The 16,684-nt window shown below is 42.0% G+C and carries 20 protein-coding genes and 1 pseudogene; 6 read left to right on the forward strand and 15 right to left on the reverse strand.

All coding sequences use genetic code 11. The annotated features are described in order from the left end of the window. Positions 1 to 34: 34 nt before the first annotated feature. Positions 35 to 308: pseudogene (locus tag WA325_RS02530) on the reverse strand (spore maturation protein CgeC); the annotation flags it as partial. 221 nt (positions 309 to 529) lie between these two features. Here WA325_RS02530 and cgeA point away from each other — a divergent pair. Then, entirely contained in the window at positions 530 to 931 is a 402-nt protein-coding gene (cgeA, locus tag WA325_RS02535; protein ID WP_336183171.1) for a spore crust protein CgeA, read from the forward strand. A 6-nt stretch (positions 932 to 937) separates the two neighbouring features. Further along, a complete protein-coding gene (locus tag WA325_RS02540; RefSeq protein ID WP_326327461.1) occupies positions 938 to 1,891 on the forward strand; it encodes a CgeB family protein in 954 nt (317 codons plus the stop codon). Between the two features lie 98 nt (positions 1,892 to 1,989). Here the strand turns inward: WA325_RS02540 and WA325_RS02545 are convergent. Next, a protein-coding gene (locus WA325_RS02545; protein WP_336183172.1) for an IS3 family transposase occupies positions 1,990 to 3,140 on the reverse strand; the annotation gives its coding sequence in 2 pieces (ribosomal slippage) (positions 1,990 to 2,867 and positions 2,867 to 3,140; 1,152 coding nt in all). Between the two features lie 110 nt (positions 3,141 to 3,250). Further along, complete coding sequence (locus WA325_RS02550) at positions 3,251 to 4,399, reverse strand: phytase (RefSeq protein WP_336183173.1); 1,149 nt, start codon at positions 4,397 to 4,399, stop codon at positions 3,251 to 3,253. Positions 4,400 to 4,750: 351 nt separating this feature from the next. Between WA325_RS02550 and WA325_RS02555 the strand changes: the two genes are divergently transcribed. After that, positions 4,751 to 5,776 (forward strand): SDR family NAD(P)-dependent oxidoreductase, encoded by a 1,026-nt coding sequence (locus WA325_RS02555; RefSeq protein WP_105954998.1) that lies wholly within the window; start codon positions 4,751 to 4,753, stop codon positions 5,774 to 5,776. 45 nt (positions 5,777 to 5,821) lie between these two features. On the opposite strand, the gene msrB is transcribed toward WA325_RS02555, so the two are convergent. Both msrB and msrA read right to left on the reverse strand, forming a co-directional pair. Beyond that, positions 5,822 to 6,256, reverse strand: coding sequence for a peptide-methionine (R)-S-oxide reductase MsrB (gene msrB / locus WA325_RS02560; protein ID WP_024121776.1), 435 nt, complete (start codon positions 6,254 to 6,256; stop codon positions 5,822 to 5,824). Further along, positions 6,257 to 6,790, reverse strand: a complete 534-nt coding sequence (msrA, locus tag WA325_RS02565) for a peptide-methionine (S)-S-oxide reductase MsrA (protein WP_248339000.1) — start codon at positions 6,788 to 6,790, stop codon at positions 6,257 to 6,259. It lies immediately after the preceding gene. Positions 6,791 to 6,923: 133 nt separating this feature from the next. Here msrA and WA325_RS02570 point away from each other — a divergent pair, with 133 nt between their 5' ends. After that, positions 6,924 to 7,349: a MarR family transcriptional regulator gene (locus tag WA325_RS02570; RefSeq protein ID WP_024121778.1), complete on the forward strand. Its 426-nt coding sequence runs from the start codon at positions 6,924 to 6,926 to the stop codon at positions 7,347 to 7,349. A gap of 46 nt (positions 7,350 to 7,395) precedes the next feature. Here WA325_RS02570 and WA325_RS02575 read toward each other — a convergent pair whose 3' ends face one another. The 7 genes from WA325_RS02575 to ilvA form a co-directional block, all read right to left on the reverse strand. Then, positions 7,396 to 8,733 carry an MATE family efflux transporter gene (locus WA325_RS02575; protein WP_202852540.1) on the reverse strand — a complete coding sequence of 446 codons (1,338 nt, stop codon included), beginning with the start codon at positions 8,731 to 8,733 and terminating at the stop codon, positions 7,396 to 7,398. 72 nt (positions 8,734 to 8,805) lie between these two features. Continuing rightward, positions 8,806 to 9,000 carry a protein YpmT gene (ypmT, locus tag WA325_RS02580; protein WP_044155479.1) on the reverse strand — a complete coding sequence of 65 codons (195 nt, stop codon included), beginning with the start codon at positions 8,998 to 9,000 and terminating at the stop codon, positions 8,806 to 8,808. Positions 9,001 to 9,011: 11 nt separating this feature from the next. Continuing rightward, positions 9,012 to 9,575: a YpmS family protein gene (locus WA325_RS02585; RefSeq protein ID WP_069487337.1), complete on the reverse strand. Its 564-nt coding sequence runs from the start codon at positions 9,573 to 9,575 to the stop codon at positions 9,012 to 9,014. A gap of 9 nt (positions 9,576 to 9,584) precedes the next feature. Then, on the reverse strand, positions 9,585 to 10,352 hold the full coding sequence (locus WA325_RS02590; protein WP_095713132.1) for an SGNH/GDSL hydrolase family protein: 768 nt from the start codon (positions 10,350 to 10,352) through the stop codon (positions 9,585 to 9,587). Positions 10,353 to 10,429: 77 nt separating this feature from the next. Further along, positions 10,430 to 11,011, reverse strand: coding sequence for an SCO family protein (locus WA325_RS02595; RefSeq protein ID WP_336183393.1), 582 nt, complete (start codon positions 11,009 to 11,011; stop codon positions 10,430 to 10,432). 156 nt (positions 11,012 to 11,167) lie between these two features. Beyond that, positions 11,168 to 11,419, reverse strand: coding sequence for a DUF2535 family protein (locus WA325_RS02600; RefSeq protein ID WP_305934418.1), 252 nt, complete (start codon positions 11,417 to 11,419; stop codon positions 11,168 to 11,170). 90 nt (positions 11,420 to 11,509) lie between these two features. Beyond that, entirely contained in the window at positions 11,510 to 12,778 is a 1,269-nt protein-coding gene (gene ilvA / locus WA325_RS02605) for a threonine ammonia-lyase IlvA (RefSeq protein WP_095713134.1), read from the reverse strand. Between the two features lie 248 nt (positions 12,779 to 13,026). On the opposite strand from ilvA, the gene WA325_RS02610 reads away from it, so the two are divergent. Further along, complete coding sequence (locus tag WA325_RS02610) at positions 13,027 to 14,031, forward strand: sigma 54-interacting transcriptional regulator (RefSeq protein WP_336183174.1); 1,005 nt, start codon at positions 13,027 to 13,029, stop codon at positions 14,029 to 14,031. Between the two features lie 23 nt (positions 14,032 to 14,054). Beyond that, the gene (gene trhA / locus WA325_RS02615) at positions 14,055 to 14,696 is read left to right on the forward strand and encodes a PAQR family membrane homeostasis protein TrhA (RefSeq protein ID WP_044155470.1); all 642 of its coding nucleotides are present in this window, start codon (positions 14,055 to 14,057) and stop codon (positions 14,694 to 14,696) included. 32 nt (positions 14,697 to 14,728) lie between these two features. On the opposite strand, the gene WA325_RS02620 is transcribed toward trhA, so the two are convergent. From WA325_RS02620 to WA325_RS02630, 3 genes are read right to left on the reverse strand one after another with little or no spacing between them, the layout of a single operon-like run. Then, positions 14,729 to 15,349, reverse strand: coding sequence for a 1-acyl-sn-glycerol-3-phosphate acyltransferase (locus tag WA325_RS02620; protein WP_336183175.1), 621 nt, complete (start codon positions 15,347 to 15,349; stop codon positions 14,729 to 14,731). Further along, entirely contained in the window at positions 15,350 to 15,859 is a 510-nt protein-coding gene (gene dfrA / locus WA325_RS02625) for a dihydrofolate reductase DfrA (protein ID WP_202852545.1), read from the reverse strand. Beyond that, positions 15,856 to 16,650 (reverse strand): thymidylate synthase, encoded by a 795-nt coding sequence (locus WA325_RS02630; RefSeq protein ID WP_202852546.1) that lies wholly within the window; start codon positions 16,648 to 16,650, stop codon positions 15,856 to 15,858. The genes dfrA and WA325_RS02630 overlap by 4 nt, the downstream gene beginning before the upstream one ends. Positions 16,651 to 16,684 lie beyond the last annotated feature (34 nt).

Here is a 16,684-nt window from a genome sequence, read left to right on the forward strand (position 1 = left end):
CTCCACAGCAAGCAGAGCCTCTGTCATCATGTAAAAAGCGCCCCCAACTTACAATAGCAACATTTGATCCCGTTTGATTTAGCGGTTTCTGAAAAATAACCAAATCAGCCAGGGATTTTCACGATAACATTTTGAAGCGTATCTCCATTGATCAGATTGACTCTTGAAATCGGCACACCAAGCTCTTTAACAACTACGAGCTGGCGTCTGTGATCAAATGGATTTCCGTCTGAAGCTGTTTGACGTATAAGCAGAATGAATAAAAACAGAATAAAATGCAATTCGTGGTCATTTTCTTCTTGGTTCACTTTGTTTTCTAAATCCGCACTTCCCTCTCTCCCTTACCCTCTGTTTCACAATATGAACATGCTGTCAATTGCGGTATAGGCAATGTCCATCCATAGAAGAAAATCAGCATTTTCCTTAAATATATGAAAAATAGCTCAGGTACGGCGTTCGACTCATACCAATTGCCAATCAGAAGAATATGATTAAACGTGAGTTCAATAATTAATAGGAGGTGTATGTGTTGAGCAGTGAAAATGCGCAGTTAAAAAAGGATATTATTAAAAGCCTTTTAAGCCCTTTATTTACAAATGCAACAGAAGGAGGAGAAAACGTGAATAATAACCTTAAAGAATTACTTGAAGCTGCTGTTGATAGAAAAGTTGACGAAAGCGAAACGGTTACTGCTGAATCTGTTTTAGATCCTTCCCTTCCTGCAAGATGGATTTTTGCCAGAATTACACCTGGCACTACCATCAGTATTGTGACAGATTCCGGTGACATGATCGGTCCGGTTGTCTTTGTTGCTTTTGATCAAGTTCACGGCATCGTATTTGTCACACAGGAAAGCTCTGTAACTCCGCCAGGTCAAGCGACAACATTGATTGATGTAGATAAAGTAGAAAGCGTTACATTCTTTTCATAACCTCTGATGAAAGTTTTGTATATCCAGTCGGGATATGGAGGAATATACAGTTATTTTGACCGCTGGGCTGAAGAATGCTTTCGGCACGCTCAGACAGAATACATGTCTGCAGATACACCAGACACCGAATCGCTGTCACGCATTGAAACGTTTCAGCCGGATTTCGCACTCATGATGGTTGGAGTTCACGTTCCTCACGACTGGCTGACCTGGTTAAAGGGTAAGGGTATTCCCGTATATGTTTGGCTGACAGAAGACCCATTTTATATTGATATCAGTCTTCAGGTGATAAAGCACGCTGACGCGGTTTTAACAATTGACCAAAATGCTGCTCTCTATTATCAGGAGATTGGTTATCAGCATATCTATTATGTTCCGATTCCTGTTAATCATCGGCTGTTTAAAAAAATGGACACCGAACATTCCTTTCATTCACAATTGCTTATCATCGGCTATCCTTACCCTAATCGGGTTCAGCTTGTGAAAGAAGCGGCATTTCTCCCGTACACCGTTCGGGTCATCGGAAAGGAATGGAGAAAGTACCTGCCTAAAAAAGTACTCAAACAGCCGCATATAGATGTAGTCAGCACATGGGTTCCGCCTGAACAGGCCGTTCATTATTATAATGGGGCAGACATCGTGATCAATCCGCATCGGCCGTATCATTTTACGTTCAACAAAAATAAAAGCCGCATTAAAAATACAAGCTTTAATAACCGCACCTTTGATATCGCTGCATGCGAAGCATTTCAACTAGTGGATCTCCCTGCGGCACATCCTTTTTCATCCTTTATTTCTTATCACAGCATCAACGACTTAAAGGAAAAAGCCGCTTTCTATATCAATCATCCTGAGGAACGAAACAAAGCTGCGGCGTTAAATTATAAAGAGACCGTTCCTGCTCATACATTTGATGAGCTTCCCGCAAAACTGAAAGCCATTCATCTGGCGCTTTCTTGAAAAATCGTTCATTTCATATGAACGATTTTTTCGTGCACATAAAAAAGCAGCCGAAAAGGGACTGACCCCTGTTTTTGAGACAGGGATCAAAACACCTTTTATACAGCCAATTGCCGATAGCTTATCGGTGATTGGCTGTTTAGTTTCGTTTGAATACGAATGTTGTTATAATAATAAATGTATTCTTTGACAGTGCGTTCTACGATGGCGGTCGTGGTTCGATTAATGCTGTTAAGATAGAACGTTTCAGACTTTAGTGAGGAATGAAACGATTCGATGGAGGCATTATCAGCGGGCGTCCCTTTGCGGGACATGCTCATGGTAATGCCTTTTGTTTTAACAGCTTTCTGATACTCATAAGATGTATACACAGATCCTTGGTCACTATGCAACACGCAGTTCTGAGGCAGTGTTGGCAGCTGATCAAGTGTGTTTAAGACAAAGTCTGTGTCCTGCTTATCTCCAATCGTGAAAGCAATTACTTCTCCATTGTATACATCCAATATACTGGAAAGGTACAATTGTTTCTGTCCATAAGGCAAGTACGTGATATCCGTTACTAGTTTTTCAAGAGGATGATCGGACTGAAAGTTCCGATCTAATATATTATCAACCACGGCATATGGCTGCCCATTCTTCTTGCGCTTTTTCACCTTAACCCGGCACTGCCACTGATTTTTCTGCATGATACGCTGAACCGTTTTATGGTTAATACGCATTTCCTTTTTTAATATAGCTGTAATTTTTCGATATCCATATCGATACTTGTGCTCTCGGCACAACGTGCCGATTTGTTTTTCCAAATGGCACTTGGGATGATCTTTCATCAGGTTCTTCTTCCAACGATAATAAGACGCTCGTGAGATACCTAAATGAACACAGATATCCTGTACGGTCATTGTGCTATGCAATACTTCTACAAGTTCGACTGACGTTTGGCTATCAACTTCCTTTCCAATTCGTTGTACTTTTTTAAAACTTCATTCTGTTGTCTCAGATAACGGTTCTCTGCCTGCAGTTTCTCTAATTCGGAAGAATACTCCGGACCTTTTCCGTAAGTGTATTGCTTACCAACAGGCTGTTCAAATCGATGTGCATCCCCAGCCTTATGCCATCTAACCCATGTCTGAACCTGCGTCTTATTCTTGATATTCAATTCCTGCATGATCTCTTTCATAGGCACGCCTGCCAATCTCATTTCTACAGCCTTCTGCTTAACTTCAACCGGATAACTCACTCTTGTCCCCATAGAAAAAACACCTCCAAGTCTAATTTCGGCTAACAATCATCCGTTTTCAAACTTGAAGGTGTTTTTTATTTGTCTCATCTTATGGGGTCAGTCCCAAATAGGCTGCTTCTTTATTCATCAGATCTGTCCTTCATCTTCCTTGGATTCACCTGTTTATTCAGGTCAGATTTTCCGCTTAGGTGCTGAGAAATCTGTTCCCATGATACAATTTTGAAATTTTGATTGACAGCTTGTCCATTTTCTATATTTTCTCCGTCCTGCGCTACAAAAATGCCATACGGATATTTTGGCCCCAGCCCGAAACCAAGAACATCAATACCGTCAGTATCACTCGTCCCGTCTATTTTCTCGCCATCCGTAATTTCAAAATTGGCAATATACCGATTGCCTCCCTGTCTTTCATACATCGCATAGCTGTTATTGCCTTGGCTTGAAGCGATAAGATAACCTTTTCCGTCCGGCGCATAATAGATGGTCAGGCCCTCAATATCAGCTGTCAAATGCTTTCCAGAAGCAAGATCAATGACTTTGCCCTGCGATCCTCCAGATGGTTCAGCATTAAATTTCCAAATCGCTGTGTCTTCCTCCGCTATATAGAGATTCCCGTACTCGTCATCTGCGACGAGACCTTCAGTTTGTGAATGTAATTTGAATTGCCGCACTTTTTTCCCTGTTACATATCCCTTTCCATTGTCGGCAATTTCATATTGCTCGAACTCTCCTTGCTTTCCCGTTACCAACGCATAAAATGCCCCTGTTTTTTGGCTGTGATACAGGCTGAAACCGTAAACTTCAGAAATATCAGTAGAAATAGGATGTTTTGGGTCTGTGATGCTTTTCAATTCACCTTTTGCCCCATCAATGGCGTAAACTTCGACCGAATTTTTTCCTTCTGTCCGGTTTGAAGCAGCGGCAATGTCAATCTGTTTGCCGTTGAACGGAAAATCATAACGCAGATCGACATTATTCAGCTTGCCAAACTCGTAAGAATTGATCTGTTTGCCGTCCAAATCATACACGACTAACCCGGACTTCTTGTTTGTCGTTATCAATTTGCTTTTTTCCGGATGCTTTGCATCAACCCAAATGGACGGATCATCCGCTGCGTCATCTCCTGAAGCAACCGGGTCAGTCTCTCCCTTTGCCGTCACTTTGAAATGATTCACTTCATCAGCCTGATGAGCCGATACCGAGTTTGCAGATAGGCTAAGCAATAAACCCGCAGCAGCACTAAACAGAATAGTTTTTGGATACTTCATTTTACAGCCTCCTTATTTTAACCTTCATTTCTTATTGTAAAATATATGAAGTTGATGAATATGAGACAATCGAACCTTTTTATCGTAGTGTTTCTGATTCAAAAGAAAGCTTTTTATATGGACGTGATATGATCATATGGGACCTGTTTATATGGAGCGAAAAAAGACAATATGAAAATTTAGTACACTGTTTATTTAGTGAGATTAAGATCTCTTCATTTTCTATTAAAAAAGAACACCTTGTGACATCATCATTCCCCTAAATTTCGTTTTATTGGTTGCTTTCATTAACTCGATTAAAATGTTGAACATATGATGCATGGTAGAGAAACGAGAGTTGGAGGATAAGCCATGCCTAAACAGCAAACAGCAGAACTAAAACCATTTTTCCATAACAAAACAGTTTTAGTCACTGGCGGAACGGGTTCAATCGGAAGTCAAATTGTCAAACGCCTTTTGCTGCTTACACCAAAAAAGGTCATTGTATTCAGCAAAGACGACAGTAAACAGTATGTAATGAGTCAAAAGTATGCGGAGGATCAGCGGCTTTCATTTGTACTTGGAGATGTGCGCGACCACCGGAGAGTGAATCAGGTGATGACAGGTGTCGATATCGTCTTTCACGCAGCAGCGCTGAAACAGGTACCGACATGCGAAGACAATCCGTTTGAAGCGATCCAGACCAATCTCATCGGCGGACAGAATGTGGTAGAGGCCGCCCTAATCAATGGAGTACAGCATGTCATCAATATCAGTACAGATAAAGCTGTGTCCCCTGTAAACACAATGGGTGCCACTAAGCTGTTATCTGAAAAGCTGTTTCATCAAGCTAACCGCCACGTTCAAAATAGAGGAACTGTTTTTTGTTCCGTCCGTTTCGGAAATGTTCTCGGCTCAAGAGGTTCAGTCATCCCTATTTTATTTGAACAGATGATGGAGGGTGAACCGCTGACCATCACAGACAAGAACATGACCAGATTTTTTATGTCTATTGATGATGCGGCCACACTGACACTGCAATCAGCCGCTATAACCACAGGCGGAGAAACTTTTATTTTTAAAATGGAATCACTGAAACTCGAGGAATTGATTCATGGATTTGAAGAATACGCAGCGCAGCACGGTCTCCCGCGCCCGGCCGCAATAGAAGTCGGCAAGCGTCCAGGTGAAAAGCTTCACGAAGAATTGACATCTCCCCACGAAGTAGAGTCACTATATGAATGGGGCAACCTATATGCTATCCTCCCAGAACCTGAAAAACATCCTGATTTTCGCAAAGTCAATTTGCCCGGATATCAGTCTGATCAGGCTCCTCTTATTACAAAAGACAGAATTGCCCAAATTATTGAAGACCTGCATAAAGAAAAAAAGGCATAAAACAAGCCTGTCTATCCATTAGGCAGGCTTGTTTTTTCTTGCATTTTATTTGTCAAATAGGTGCTGATAGCTTTCATATCCCTCTTCTTTGAGCTTATCCTTAGGAATAAACCGCAGCGCCGCAGAATTAATGCAGTAACGAAGTCCGCTAGGTCCGGGTCCGTCATTAAATACATGTCCCAGATGGGAATCGGCTGTTCGGCTTCTGACTTCTGTCCGAATCATTCCGTGGCTCGTATCCTGTTTTTCTTCCACTTCTTCTTCCTCAATCGGCTTTGTAAAGCTTGGCCAGCCGCAATGGGAATCAAATTTATCCTTGGAAGTAAACAAAGGCTTTCCTGACACAATGTCAACATAAAGCCCTTCTTCCTTATGATCCCAATACTCATTTTGAAACGGCGGCTCCGTTCCGTTATTTTGTGTGACCTCGTATTGCATACGGTTTAATGACTTTATTCTTTCTTCTTTATTTAGCGTCATTTATTTCGCCCCCCAATGCTCACTGATAAATCCAGCTCTTCCGGAGCCTGTCCGGTAACGCTGATAATGCCCTGGATTCTTTTTATAAAAATGCTGATGGTAATCTTCCGCTTCATAGAATGGTTCAGCCTTTAAAATGTCTGTCACGATAGGACCTTTAAAAATGCCGCTTTCCGCCAGCCGTTGTTTTGATGCTTCGGCAAGCTCCTTTTGTTTTTCATTATGATAAAAAATCGCTGCACGGTAAGAGCTGCCGCGATCAGCGAACTGGCCGCCTGCATCTGTCGGATCAATTTGCTGCCAGAACAGCTCTAACAGCTTTTCATAAGGGAATACATCAGGCTCAAACGTGATTTGTACAGCTTCACGATGCCCTGTTGTTTCGCTGCATACTTCTTCATACGTAGGGTTTTCAGTATGGCCGCCTGTATACCCGGACACCACTTTTTCAATTCCCGGCTGTTCGTCAAATGGTTTGACCATACACCAAAAACAGCCGCCTGCAAATGTGGCGAGTTCTTTTTTTTCAGACATACTGGTGCCTCCTTTGTTAATACGTGGTATTATTATATTATAGCATGTAAAAATAGAATGAAAATGATTCTGCTTTTCAATAAAAATCTATAGGTTTTGAGTATTAGCAATTATGTAATGGGGGTTCACAAATTTGAAAGTAAGAACACAAATGATGTATGATATGGAAACTTTACTCCGTAAAGTTTTTAAACAAATACGCAATGAAATCAACGATATTCTAGATAAAGAGCTTTCGCGGAATGAATTTACCATTTTGCGCATTCTAAGTGAACAGGGACCTAAGAAAGTGACGGAATTTGCGCCCATTTTGGAAGTATCAGCAAGCCATATTACCGCAGTGACTGACGCGCTGGTAGAAAAAGAATGGATCACGAGAATCAGATCGAAGGAAGATCGGCGGATCATCCGCATCCATATCACTGAAGCAGGTGAAAAAATCGTTCAGCATTTCAATGAGAAAAAAACTGAATATTTCTTTAAACGCTTTGATTGTTATACGGATACTGAACTCGCCACATTAATCGAGCTTTTCAGCAAACTTGATAAAAAACGGTAAAAAAGCACATACCCAATTAGGGTATGTGCTTTTCGCAGCGCCTTTCTTATCTTTCAGTAAACAATTTCATCGTTTTCCAGCGGCCGTATCTGTAGTACAAAAACGCCGCACAGCTGCTGAATAAGAAACTCATACCGATTCCGAGACCGATCCCTTTCTGTCCAAGCCAAGCTGAAAACAGAGCCGTGAAAGGATATCTCAAAACCCAGAAAGAAATCAAATTTAAAACCAAAACCTGCATCATTGCCCCAGCGGCTCTGACAATTCCGTTCAGTACAAAATTAATACCGATAAAGGGATAGAAAAACGCAATCCACCGCAAATATTGTTCACCAAACGCTGCCGCGTCAGGCTCACTAATAAATAACCTCATTAAATATTTTCCGAATATCCAAATGATAATAGCAATTACGAGCATGCAAGAAAAAACAGACATCACACCAAGCTTCGCAATCGATTCCACCCTTTTATAGTTTCCGAGCCCGATATTTTGTCCCGCCATGCTGTTGACCGCCGTACCGGCCGCCATAGCCGGAAGTGTGATGATGCTGTCCAGCCGCTGCACTGCGCCAAATCCAGAGACCACATGCTCTCCATAAGAGTTGACAACGCTCATGATCGCCATCATACCGCCTGTAATCACCATCATCTGCAGACCGGCGGGAATACCAAGTTTCAGAATCAATGCAGTCTCTTCCCACTTAGGTGCTTTTGGCATAGAAAACGGAACCAGCTGATGTTTGATGACATAAAACAAACCGTAAAGGAACGCAATGCCCTGTGACAAAACAGTTGAATAAGCCGCTCCCGCAATCCCCATGCGGAAAACAGAAATAAAGAGCGGTGCCAGCACAGCATTCAGCACAACGGCAAAAGCGATGAACCGCAGCGGTGTTTTGCTGTCGCCTAGCGCCCGAAGAACCGTACTGATAAAGTTATAACCAAACAAAAACAGGATGCCGATAAATTGAATCTGCAAATAGATCTCGGCAAGCGGAATCATGGACTCCGGCGTTTGCAGAAGACGCAGCAATGGTTCTGACAGGAAAAAACCGGTTGCGCCGAACCCGATGCTTAAGCCCGTTAATAAAACGACAAAGGCATTTATATACGACGCCATTCCTTTCTCATCATCTTTTCCCTTTTGCTGAGACAAAATGGTTAAGGTCGCATTATTAAGTCCCAAAATAAAAGACAGCACGGTTAAAACAATCGTGCTTGATACCGCGGCCGCGCCAAGCGCTTTTGCCCCCAGCAAATTGCCGATCCATAAACTGTCTATGAATTGAAAAGAAACCTGCAGAGCATTTCCCAGCATAATAGGCATCGAAAACAGGATAAGCTGCCTCAGCACGTTTCCCTTCGTAAAATCGTATGCTTTCATTTCTTCTCCTTGTTCTCTTATATTTTCGTCCAGCCGCATGAAAAAAGAGACGGTGCCGCATGTCTCTTTTTTTTATGATTTATCGGTTTTTTTTCGGTCTTTCATGCCAAATGTAAACACCATCACACTCAAAAACAATGCGCAATACGAAATGTTCAAGTACATTTGATCCATATCCTCAGCCGCCAGATGATGATAAGCCAGCCAGCCGAAGTAAAGGGAAAACGTAAATGATAACAAACTGAAATACTGGTAAATCCGTTTCATTTCAGTCACCTCTATTGTTTAGGATGGTAATAGGAAAACTCAATTTCATCTTTTTCTAAATTAATTTTATCTGCTTTGACATACATACCGTTCGTTAATGGCATTTCAGACAAACGAACCTCAATGCTTTTATCGCCGGGATGAACATGCACAAAGGATGGAAGTTCATAGAAGCTGTCCATATAATTTAACACAAAGCTAATAGGAATACTCAATTTCCCTAAGGAAAATTTCGTTACATTCAGCTCAACATCGCCATTCTTTTTCACGGTCGGCTCAAATGCGATAAACGCGTCAATTGACGTGGAAAATGCTTTGATTTTCCCTGCCACATGGACATCGTCATCTATATCCACTTTGTAATCAAGCTGATTTGACGCTTTCTCGTTTAAATATGAGTTGACAAACGCAGCTAAGGATTCTTTTGTGCTTGTCACTTGAAATCCGTACTCGCTTTTAGAGGTATCCTCTACCTCCGCTTGCTTGCCCGGCAGCATGACCAGCGTCACAAATCCTACTGCTAATACAATATTGATGGCAAGCAATATAAAAAACAGTCGTTTCCAGTTATTCATGATTTCACCCTACTCTTTCGGTAATCCTTCTTTTTCAATTGCTTGATAGACCCGCTTCGCTATTAAGGAATAACCCGTTCCATTAGGATGAAAATCATCTTCCTCAGAAATTCGTTTACTGTCACTTTTTTGATTGAACAAGTCTTCTATATTAATGATTTTTGCATGTTTATCTTTTTTCAGCTCTTTTTTAGCAATGTTGTTCCAATCAGTGACTACCCCGTTTATTTCCTGTAATTCAGATAAAGTAAATGTAAACGGATTATACATGCTGACGTAAATCAGCTCTGCGTGATTATTCAGCGCGCGGATTTCTGAAATGATTTTTTTAAAACGCTTTTCGTACGGCTTTTCCTCTTCCTGAAACGGTTCGACGGTTAATTGCAGGAAGTTTTGACGAAGGACCTTCATCAGATCATTACCGCCAATTGTTAAAAAGACATAATCTGCATCTTTTATGCCTTTTTGAACGTTTTTATCTTTTAGTTTCTCTAACAAATCCTCCGAACGATTCCCTTTGACGGCATAATTTTTAACGTCAACCTTTTTGACTTGCTCATTTGACCGGATAGAATCCGCCACCTTGCCGACATATCCCTTGCCCTCAGGATCTCCGACACCTTCTGTAAGCGAATCTCCGACAGCGGCAATGACAATGTGTTCCTTCGTTTTCAGTTCATGGGCTTTTTGTTTTCCCTCAGATGCTGTACGTATGCTCGTACATGCAGTAAGAAGCAAAATCAAACTGGCCATGAGTGCAAAAATGCGCAGTTTCAATCTTGTTGCTCCTCCCCATTCTACTAGTGGAAAGTGTATCATGTTTTAGAAGATTTGAAAATGCCTTGTCTTCGAGATTACTTGAGTTTACTAGCCGCTTTCACATCAGCGATAATGTCATCGTATGGTGTATTTTCTACTCCATTGTAATCTTTCAGCACTTTACCGTCAGGGCCTACTAAATAAAAAGAGGATTGATGAATGACCTGGTCCTGGCCTTCAGGTTTCTTCACGATCGCTTTAAAGCTATCAAACGCAAACGTCTCGATGTCACTTTGACTGTATCCCGTTAGAAAATCCCAGTTATCAAAAGATAAAGGATAATTTGCCGCAAATTTTTTCAGCTGCTTCGGGTTATCATTCTCAGGATCAACACTAAAGGATACGATACGCACATCTATATTCTCAGCCTTTAATTTCTTTTGAAGATCTGTCATATGAGCCGTCATCGGCGGACACACGGTCTCACAATTGGTAAAAATAAAGTCTGCGAGCCAAACCTTTCCTTTTAAACTGTCTAAAGAAACATTTTTGCCATCTTGGTTTTTAAAAGTAAAAGACTCCACCTCGTAATTAAGCGGATCCTTAATCTGATGTCCTCCGCAGGCACACAAATGCAGAAAAATCAGCCCCGCCGCCAACCCTTTGATCATCTTCATGCCGTTCACCCTTTCCAGCTTAAAGCGCTTACTAAATGCCGCGCTCACCTTCTTACACCCTTTGTTTAATTCTATACCCGCAAAAAAATTCCTGCATGCCCCTTCGTCCGCCTGCGAGCGGCATAGCAAAGGGGACACACAGGAATAAACGGCGTATCACGCGTTGTGTTTTAACACCTCTTGATGAAAAACAGCCTGATAATCAGTCCATTTCATCCGGCGCTTCATATATTGTCGGAAAGAATACACTTTTGTCCTGCTTTTTGATGAAAGCACTTCTTTTAAGTAGATCTGCAAATGCTGATTCAACATAAAGAAATAATGTTCATCTTCCTTTAACACAGGTATTTCTGTCACTTTCACCTGAATCCCGTCGCTGCGTTTGAACTCTAGGCTTTTGAGTAACAAGCTATCAATCCTCATTTTTTGATTGTTTTCTTCTATTATATACAATGCCGGCCGGGCTGTCTGTCATTTTGCGCGGTTGTGCCGAAAAAATCAGATCAGCAGATGGAATAAATCTTGATCCTTATTTACCTCTAAATAATGAAACGCTTTTTTATTCATCCGCTCAATCAGCGGCCCATAGTCAGCTTTGTTTTGAAGCTCAATGCCGACCAGGGCCGGTCCGTTGCTTTTATTGTTTTTCTTCGTATACTCAAATCGTGTAATGTCATCATTCGGCCCAAGAACTTCGTCAAGAAATTCACGGAGTGCACCAGCTCTTTGCGGAAAATTGACGATAAAATAATGCTGAAGGCCTTCGAAAATCATAGACCGCTCCTTCATTTCCTGCATTCTTCCGATATCGTTATTGCCGCCGCTGACAACACATACTACGTTTTTCCCTTTAATTTCTTCCTTATATAAATCCAGTGCCGCGACAGAAAGAGCACCCGCCGGTTCAGCGACAATCGCACATTGATTATATAGTTCAAGAATGGCTGTGCATACCTTCCCTTCTGGCACGAGAAGTATGTCATCTACAACGGTTTCTAGCGCTTGAAAGGTTTCATCGCCGATTTTTTTTACAGCCGCTCCGTCCACAAATTTATCAATTTTATCTAACGTGACGACATGTCCAGCTTTGTTAGATTCAAAATAAGACGCAGCGCCTGCCGGTTCAACCGCGATTACTTTGGTTTCAGGAGACACATTTTTCATATACGTGCCGACCCCTGCAAGAAGCCCGCCTCCCCCGACACTTGCAAATAGAAAATGCGGTTCTGTATCAATATCGTTTAAAATTTCAACAGCCAGAGTTCCCTGGCCGGCCATTACATCCGGATCATCAAACGGATGGATAAAGGTGCGGTGTTCCTGCTCACAGCATTCAACTGCGTTTTTATACGCATCATCAAAAGTATCACCTGTCAAAATAATATCGATAAACCCTTTTCCGAACAGTTCAACTTGTGACACTTTTTGTCTTGGTGTTGTGGAAGGCATGAAAATCTTCCCGTGAACGCCCAGGTGTTTACACGAAAACGCTACACCTTGCGCGTGGTTTCCGGCACTTGCGCACACGACTCCGTTTTTAGTCTGCTCGTCAGAGAGCTGCTTCATTTTGTTATAAGCCCCTCTGAGTTTAAAAGATCTGACTACCTGCAAGTCTTCTCGTTTCAAATAAATATTGCATTCGTATCTCTCAGAAAGTCTGTCATTCCTTTGCAGCGGTGTGTGAGTCACAACGTCCTTCACGTTTTGATGAGCCTTTAAAATGTCTTTCACTTGGATGAGAGAGTTTTCTTTAAGCAACGGTTTCATGTACAGATTCCTTTCTTGTTTTAAATCCCTATTTAATATGCCATTATAACATGAATATTCAAATAATAAGACAATTATTTTTATTTAGTAAATAAAAAATGAATCGTATTCTAAGTTCCCCGCACCCGTAATAACATCTGCGTGACCTGTATCCAGCAGCTAAGAAAAAAGTTTCTTAAAGATAAAAGATGTTTTCATCTGAAAGGCATGCTATAATAGAACCAATTAGAACCAAAAGGAGCCAATAAATGATTACAGCACCTCGACCTTGCACTTTTCATAATCTAATTGGAGAGCATCAACTATTTCTCGAAACAAAACGAGTCGCCATGCAGTTCGCCCTATCAGAGCTTCCTGTCCTGATCACAGGAAAGGTCGGAACAGGCAAGGATCATTTTGCACAGGCCATACACCAAGGCTCTTCAAGAAACGGCGAACCATTGATCAGTATCAATTGCAGCACCCATTCAGAAGAAAACCTTGCATACGAGCTTTTTGGCGCTGATAATGCCTTGGGTGCGTTTCAAAAAGCCGCCCGAGGTACACTTTTTCTTAATGACGTATGGAGTATGCCGGTTTCTGTACAAGCTAAGCTTCTAGAAGCACTTGACTCAGATGGGGAAAAACCGAGAATCATCTGTGCTTCTGCAATCCCGATAACAGAAGTTGCTGAAAATACATTCAGGCAGGACTTATTTTACAGGCTGAACATTTTAACGCTCACATTGCCGGTGCTGTCCGAGCGAAAAAGCGATATCCCCCTTTTGACCCAGTATTTCCTTTCGGAATCGGGGCAGCAATTGTTAATTGATCCCTCGGTCTTTCCGCTGCTTGAACAGCATCCCTTTGATGGGAATGTAAGAGAATTAAAAAACGCTGCAGATTATATGGCGGCTGTATCAAGCGGGGGAACCATTCATCCGTATGATGTGCCGCCGTATATACGGGACGGGCTAAATGAAAAAACGACGAAGAAAAAAGCGAAGCTTCTGACTTTAATGGAAAAAGCCGAGTTTCTGTTTATTTTGGAAACCATAAAAGTGTTAAATGAAAAAGGCGAACCGGCAAGCAGACGGATCATCTCTGAAAGCAGCAAAAACAGCCAAATCTCTTTAACGCCGCAGCAGGTCAGAAGCCGTCTCGATTATTTGGAGAAGAAAGAATATGTGACAAAAAGCCGCGGACGTGCGGGCACGAAAATCACTTTAGAAGGGCTGAATTTTTTAGAAACGCTGCAAAAACAAATGATGTAGCAGCTAAAGAGAGGAGAATGTACGTGTATACAATAAAAGAAGAGATCGCCAACGCCATTACCCACGGCATCGGTGTGTTCTTATCCATACCAGCATTAGTGTTTCTCATCATATTTGCGGCTAATTACGGGTCCGCATGGGATATCGTCAGTTTTACCATATTTGGTGTTTCCATGCTGCTGCTTTATTTGAGCTCCACCCTGCTTCACAGCATTCAGCACAAAAAGACGAAAGATATTTTGGAGATTATTGACCATAGCGCCATTTACGTGTTGATTGCCGGAACCTATACCCCTTTTCTGCTTGGCCCGTTAAAAGGCACACTCGGCTTCACCCTGCTGATCATCGTTTGGGCGCTTGCCCTTGGCGGAATCGTATTCAAAATTTTCTTCGTAAAACGGTTTATCATTTTATCTACCTTGATGTATTTATTAATGGGATGGCTAATGATTATCGCGGTTAAGCCTTTATATGCTTCACTGACAGGAGCTGGATTCAGCCTTCTTTTACTTGGCGGTCTGTTGTATTCAGCCGGAACGATCTTTTATATTTGGAGAAAGATTCCTTTCCATCATGCCATTTGGCACAGCTTTGTTTTAGGCGGGAGCGCGGCGATGTTTTTCTGCGTGCTGTTCTATTGTGTGAAAGTGCCGTTTTTATCCTAATGAAAAAGCGCAGTCTCAGTGACTGCGCTTTTTTAAGCCCGTAATTGCTTCTCACTTGCCGGTATATAAGCCTTAGAAAATGACACTTCTATATCTGCTGGCTTTAAGCGTTTAACAAGCGATCCCTTCAGCAGTTTATCGGTTCCTTTCGTTTCCACCATTACAACCGGAAGGCTGCGGCGGGCTGCAAGTTCCAATGGATTGATACAGCCATCTAAAGAAAGAATCATGCTTTGGCCTTTTTCTAATTGGGTCAAAATATCTTCATATACCATTTCTGAACCGCTCTCTCGAATGACATTCATCCGTTCAAGCCATTGTCTGATAATCGGTAAACGAAACACTTTGGGATTTGCGATAAATCCGGCTGGTTCTTCAATATACCCGGCAATCAAAGCAAGTTCAGGCAATCCTAAACGAGAATGCACATACAAAACAGGACCGCTCGGTATCGGCTCTGGCTGATGAATGGTGATGACAGATCCTGAAATGCCGATACAGCCTTCCAAAAACGCCTTTGGCTGCTCGTAAACGAGCGTCATCTGTTTTTTGTATGACAGACGCGGATCCAGCATTCTTTGATTAAACAATTGTTTTATATTTTTTAACAGCATATACACAATGTAAATCACTAGACAGCTGTAGCGAATCAATTAAAATCCTCCCGCTTCAGATGATACATTCTTTTTTTCATACACTAAAAATTCATAGTCATACCGATTTTTTTCGTCCTTAGTCCCTTGCTCAGAAGAAACAAGTTTCCATTTGCTCTCATCAAATTCAGGAAAGTAGCGGTCTCCATCAAACTGGTGGTGTATTTTTGTCATATACAGCCTGTCCGCATAAGGGAACAGCGCCGTGTAAAGCTGTGCGCCTCCGATCACGAAGCATTCCTCAGTATCTGAGGCAATCTGGAGCACATCCTCTATTGAACTGACGACGGTACAACCGGGAAATTCTGAATCGTGTGCAGATGTCACAACAATATTTTTCCGATTCGGAAGCGGACGTCCAATTGATTCATATGTTTTTCGCCCCATGATGATTGAATGTCCTGAGGTTATTTTTTTAAAGTATGCAAGGTCATTCGGCAAATGCCACGGCAAATCATTGTCCTTTCCGATAAGCCGGTTGGCATCCATCGCGAAAATGAATGAAATCATACGCTGACCGCTCCTTTAATATGCGGATGCGGATTGTAATCTTCAATGATAAAGTCATCAAACGTAAAGTCGAAAATCGAATCAACCTCTCTGGCAAAACGAAGCTTCGGCAGCGGGCGGACATCTCTGGTCAGCTGCAAGTTAACCTGTTCAATGTGATTTTGATAAATATGAACATCGCCGAATGTATGAATAAACTCGCCCGGCTCAAGCCCTGTTACATGCGCGATCATCATCGTAAGCAGCGCATAAGAAGCTATATTAAACGGCACACCGAGGAAAACATCGGCTGAGCGCTGATAAAGCTGGCAGGACAGCTTGCCGTCAGATACATAAAATTGAAACAGGCAGTGGCACGGAGGCAGGGCCATTTTATCGATTTCACCAACATTCCATGCACTGACGATTAAACGTCTTGAGTTCGGATTTGTTTTAATATCTTCCACAAGACGTGAAATTTGATCAATGGTTTCTCCGTCAGCTCCCCGCCATGAGCGCCATTGTGAACCATATACAGGCCCGAGTTCACCGTTTTCATCAGCCCACTCATTCCAAATACGCACTCCGTTTTCCTGCAGATAGCGTACATTGGTATCACCCTTTAAAAACCAAAGCAGCTCGTGCGCAATTGATTTAAAGTGAAGTTTTTTTGTGGTCAGCATCGGGAAGCCTTCCTGTAAATTAAATCTCATTTGATAGCCGAAGGTGCTGATTGTTCCGGTTCCTGTACGGTCACCCTTTTTTTCACCATGATCTAAAACATGTCGGCATAAATCTTTATATTGTTTCATTTTTTTCATCCTTTAAAAGTAGTCTTATAGTAGT

It is taken from the genome of Bacillus sp. 205(2023) (assembly GCF_037027485.1).
Taxonomy (GTDB): Bacteria; Bacillota; Bacilli; order Bacillales; family Bacillaceae; genus Bacillus; species Bacillus halotolerans.